The 4,490-nt window shown below is 61.4% G+C and carries 5 protein-coding genes and 1 pseudogene; 1 reads left to right on the top strand and 5 read right to left on the bottom strand.

The features are described from left to right. Positions 1–55: 55 nt before the first annotated feature. From mnmH to HX869_RS31170, 4 genes are all read right to left on the bottom strand, one after another. Positions 56–1,159: a tRNA 2-selenouridine(34) synthase MnmH gene (gene mnmH, locus HX869_RS31185; RefSeq protein ID WP_178904178.1), complete on the bottom strand. Its 1,104-nt coding sequence runs from the start codon at positions 1,157–1,159 to the stop codon at positions 56–58. Next, positions 1,159–2,193 (bottom strand): selenide, water dikinase SelD, encoded by a 1,035-nt coding sequence (gene selD / locus HX869_RS31180; protein WP_003211248.1) that lies wholly within the window; start codon positions 2,191–2,193, stop codon positions 1,159–1,161. Before selD ends, mnmH begins: the two co-directional genes overlap by 1 nt. A gap of 84 nt (positions 2,194–2,277) precedes the next feature. Then, on the bottom strand, positions 2,278–3,024 hold the full coding sequence (locus HX869_RS31175) for a TerC family protein (protein ID WP_178904177.1): 747 nt from the start codon (positions 3,022–3,024) through the stop codon (positions 2,278–2,280). A gap of 28 nt (positions 3,025–3,052) precedes the next feature. After that, on the bottom strand, positions 3,053–3,316 hold the full coding sequence (locus HX869_RS31170) for a hypothetical protein (RefSeq protein ID WP_023658942.1): 264 nt from the start codon (positions 3,314–3,316) through the stop codon (positions 3,053–3,055). 134 nt (positions 3,317–3,450) lie between these two features. Here HX869_RS31170 and nhaR point away from each other — a divergent pair, with 134 nt between their 5' ends. Then, positions 3,451–4,353, top strand: coding sequence for a transcriptional activator NhaR (nhaR, locus tag HX869_RS31165; protein WP_003211241.1), 903 nt, complete (start codon positions 3,451–3,453; stop codon positions 4,351–4,353). Positions 4,354–4,357: 4 nt separating this feature from the next. Here nhaR and HX869_RS31685 read toward each other — a convergent pair. Further along, a pseudogene (locus HX869_RS31685) lies at positions 4,358–4,490 on the bottom strand (MFS transporter); the annotation flags it as partial.

Genomic DNA, 4,490 nt, shown 5'->3' with positions numbered 1-4,490 from the left:
TGCGGTCGAATGTGGGAGCGGGCTTGCTCGCGAAGGGGCCGGCAAACTCAATCAATCACGTACGCCGAGCGAGCCTGTCCCGGAAATACTCCACCACCGCCGCTTGCTCTCCCGCAAACTCGATGCGTGCGCCTTTGCTTTCCCGCTGGAACGCGTACATCGGGTCGTAATACTCACGCAACAACCCCTCAATCCAGCCGCGGTGCAACTCCACCGCACCGCTACGGGCCTGCTCTGCCAAGGCGTCCTGCATGATCGCGTGCAACCGCGCAAACCGCTCGCCGCCCAGGCGCTTGTGGATATTGGCCAGGCTCTGGGTCAGGCGCTCGGCAAACAGTTCCTGGCCAGTGTCGCCAAACACCGCGACAAACTCGGCGCAGAGGTCCACTACATAATCCTTCAGGATGCGCTCCACCCGGCCTTCAACGCTGTCTTCCAGCCAGACCATCGGGAAGCCCTGCATGCCTTTGTGCAAGGGCAACGGCAGTGCGCAGCTGCCGATCATGCGGCTCTCATCCTCGACCACAAACTGCTCGATACCGGCGGCGCGCTTTTTCAGCAGGTCCACCGCCAGGCGGTTTTCGAAGTCGATGTTGGAAGGTTGCGCCGTGGCGCGTTTGCCGAAGCTGGAACCGCGATGGTTGGCGTGGCCTTCCAGGTCCAGGGCGTTGTTCAACTGGCCGAGCACTTCGGTCTTGCCGGTACCGGTCATGCCGCCCAACAGTACGAAGTCGCATTGCGCGGTGGCGCTTTCAACCGTGTCGAGCAGGAAAGTCCGCATGGCCTTGTAGCCACCGCCCACTCGCGGATAGTCGATACCCGCCTCGGTTTTCAACCATTGCTGGGCAATCTGCGAACGCATCCCGCCGCGAAAGCAGTACAGCAGACCATCCGGATTGGCCTGGGCAAAACGCGCCCAGTGTTCGATACGTTCGGCCTTGATCGCCCCGGACACCAGTTCGTGCCCGAGAACAATGGCCGCCTGCTGGCCTTGCTGCTTGTAACAGGTGCCCACCCGTTCGCGTTCGTCGTCGGTCATCAACGGCAGGTTGACCACCCCGGGAAACGCGCCCTTGATGAACTCGATCGGCGCACGGGTATCCATCATCGGCCGGTCGTTGAGAAAGATATCGCGGTAATCGGTGATGTCGATGGGCATCAGAACACCTCTACCGCGTTGGTCTGTCGCTCAACCAGTTCGCCGATCGGCTCAAGGTTCAGGCCCAGCTCCGCCGCCACGGCGAGGAATTCGGCATTGCCTTCGGGGGTGACCGCCACCAGCAGCCCGCCGCTGGTTTGCGGGTCGCACAGCACGCGCTTGTGCAGTTCGTTCAGGCGCCCCAGCTTGCTGGCGTAGCTGTCGAAATTGCGCAAGGTGCCGCCGGGGACGCAGCCCTGTTCCAGGTAGTACTCAACCCCGGGCAGGCGTGGGACTTTTTCGTATTCGATGCGGGCAGTTAATTGGCTGCCGTCAGCCATTTCCACCAGGTGGCCCAACAGGCCGAAACCGGTGACGTCGGTCATGGCCGTGACACCGGCCAGCTTGCCAAAACGGCTGCCGGGTTTGTTGAGGGTGCACATCCAGTCACGGGCCAGGCCCACGTCGGCCTCGCGCAGCTTGCCCTTCTTCTCGGCCGTGGTGAGGATGCCGATGCCCAGGGGTTTGGTCAGGTACAGTTGGCAACCGGCGGTGGCGGTGTCGTTGCGCTTCATGTGGCGCTTTTCCACCAGCCCGGTGACGGCCAGGCCGAAGATCGGCTCGGGGGCGTCGATGGAGTGGCCGCCGGCCAGGGGAATCCCGGCAGCGTCACACACGGAACGGCCGCCGCGAATCACTTCCCGGGCAATCTCCGGAGCCAGCACGTTGACCGGCCAGCCGAGAATCGCGATGGCCATCAACGGATCGCCGCCCATCGCATAGATATCGCTGATGGCATTGGTGGCGGCAATGCGGCCGAAGTCGAAGGGGTCATCGACGATCGGCATGAAAAAGTCGGTGGTGGACACCACGCCGCGCTCCTCGTCGATGGCGTACACCGCCGCGTCATCGCGCGAAGCGTTGCCTACCCAGAGCTTGGGGTCGAGGTTCTGTGCGCCACTGCCGGCGAGGATCACTTCCAGTACCTGAGGTGAGATCTTGCAACCGCAACCAGCACCGTGGCTGTATTGGGTCAGGCGAATCGGCTCGTTCATGGGTATCCCTCAAGGCGTCAAGTGGGCGGATTCTAGCAGACAGCAAAAGGCCGACTGCATGCAGTCGGCCTTTATGTTCAGCCCTTAGTGTTTGGCAGCAAGCCGTTTATGCCGGCTGCGTCGCATCATGTTCAGGCATTCGATAGCCGCCGAGAACGCCATGGCCGCATACACATAGCCTTTTGGCACATGGGCGCCGAAACCTTCGGCGATCAGCGTCATACCGATCATGATGAGGAAGCCCAGGGCCAACATCACGATGGTCGGGTTGTCGTTGATGAACTTGGCCAGCGGCTCGGCCGCCACCAGCATCACGATCACCGAGACCACCACGGCAATGATCATGATCGGCAAGTGCTCGGTCATGCCCACGGCGGTGATGATGCTGTCGATGGAAAACACCATGTCCAGCAGCAGGATCTGGCCAATCGCCGAGGCGAAGCCCAGGGTCACGCTCGGCGCGCCGGTGTCCACATGCTCCTTCTCGGGGTCCATGCTGTGATGGATCTCGGTGGTGGCCTTCCACACCAGGAACAGGCCACCGGCGATCAGGATCATGTCTTTCCAGGAGAACGACTGCCCCAGGATGTCGATGACCGGCTCGGTCAGCTGCACGATAAAGGCGATGGTGCTCAACAGGCCCAGACGCAGGATCAATGCCATGCTGATGCCGATGCGGCGGGCCTTGGCCCGGTGCTTCACCGGCAACTTGTTGGTGAGAATCGAGATAAAGATCAGGTTATCGATCCCCAGCACGATCTCCATGACGATCAGGGTGGCCAGTGCGATCCACGCGGTCGGGCTGGCGGCCAGTTGTAAAAGGTATTCCATAGGTCATTCCTGGTGTTGTGTGCGGGTATCAGGTTTCTTGGGAGGTGGACTCAGGCTTGCTGTCTTCCTGTTCCGGCTTGTCCGGCTTGCCTTGCGGCGGTGCGATCAAGCCCTTGGTCGCGTCACTCAACGCCTGTTCGGCGGCCTGGTGGGTGTCGTCAATCACTTGCTTGGCCGACTCGGTGGCCTTGCCCAGCAGTTGTTGCGCGCTTTTTTCCGCTTGGTCACAGCCACTGAGCATGACTAATGAAAGCCCAAGTAACGCCGTTGCGCCCAGGGAATTGAGTTTCATGATGCGTTCCTCGTTAGAACCTTCGGGTCCAAGTAGTGGCCCCTCGATAGCGACGCATTCTATGCAGGGGAACACTTCAGGAAAATTCGTATTTTTTTCGTTTATACTTCGGTTTTCACGAAGTATTGGCCGCCATGCTCAATTACCGACAACTGCACTACTTCTGGGTCGTCGCCAAGACCGGCAGCATCGTGCGCGCCTGCGAGCAACTGAACCTCACGCCGCAGACCATCAGCGGGCAGATCAGCCTGCTGGAACAGACCTTTGGCGTGGCATTGTTCCAGAAGGTCGGGCGCCAGCTGGAGCTGACCGAAGCCGGGCGCCAGGCGCTGCCCTATGCCGAGCAGATGTTCCAGCTGGGCAATGAGCTTGAAGCGATGTTGCGCACCCAGCCCAATGAGCAGCAGATCCTGTTCCGGGTTGGCGTCGCGGATGTGGTGCCCAAGTCCATCGTCTATCGGCTGATTGCGCCAACCATGGAGTTGAGCGAGCCGATCCGCATCACCTGCCGTGAAGACAAACTCGAACGCTTGCTGGCGGACCTGGCGATCCAGCGCCTGGACCTGGTGATCTCCGACAGCCCGATGCCGCCGCACCTGGACATCAAGGGCTACAGCCAGAAGCTCGGGGAATGCGGCATCAGTTTCTTCGCAACCCAGGCATTGGCTGACCAGCATCGCGGCGATTTCCCACAATGCCTGCAGGGTGCGCCGCTGTTGATTCCGGGGGCGGAGACGGTGGTGCGCAGCCGTTTGCTGCGCTGGTTTGCCGAGCAGCAGATCCAGCCGCGGATTGTCGGGGAATTTGACGACAGCGCGTTGATGCAGGCCTTTGGCCAATCCGGCAGCGGGATTTTTATCGCGCCGAGCGTGATTGCCGACGAGGTGGAACGCCAGTATGGCGTGGCGCTGATCGGCCAGACGGATGCGGTGACCGAATCGTTTTATGCAATCTCGGTGGAGCGCAAGGTCAAGCACCCCGGCATCGTGGCGATTACCGAAGGTGCCAGACGGGAGCTGTTCACTTCCCTGCCCTGAAGGCTCAGGCGCAGACGGCGCGGGTCTTGGCGGTCATCAGCCACAGCGCCAGCAGGATCGACAACAGGATAAAGCCCGCCGCGGCAAACCCGAGGCTGCCCAGGCCCAGGGTGTCGATCACGTGCCCGCCCACCAGC

Source organism: Pseudomonas sp. P7779 (assembly GCF_013386315.1).
Taxonomy (GTDB): domain Bacteria; phylum Pseudomonadota; class Gammaproteobacteria; order Pseudomonadales; family Pseudomonadaceae; genus Aquipseudomonas.
Note: the sequence above shows the minus strand (reverse complement) of the source record. Positions and strands in the feature narration are given on the sequence as shown.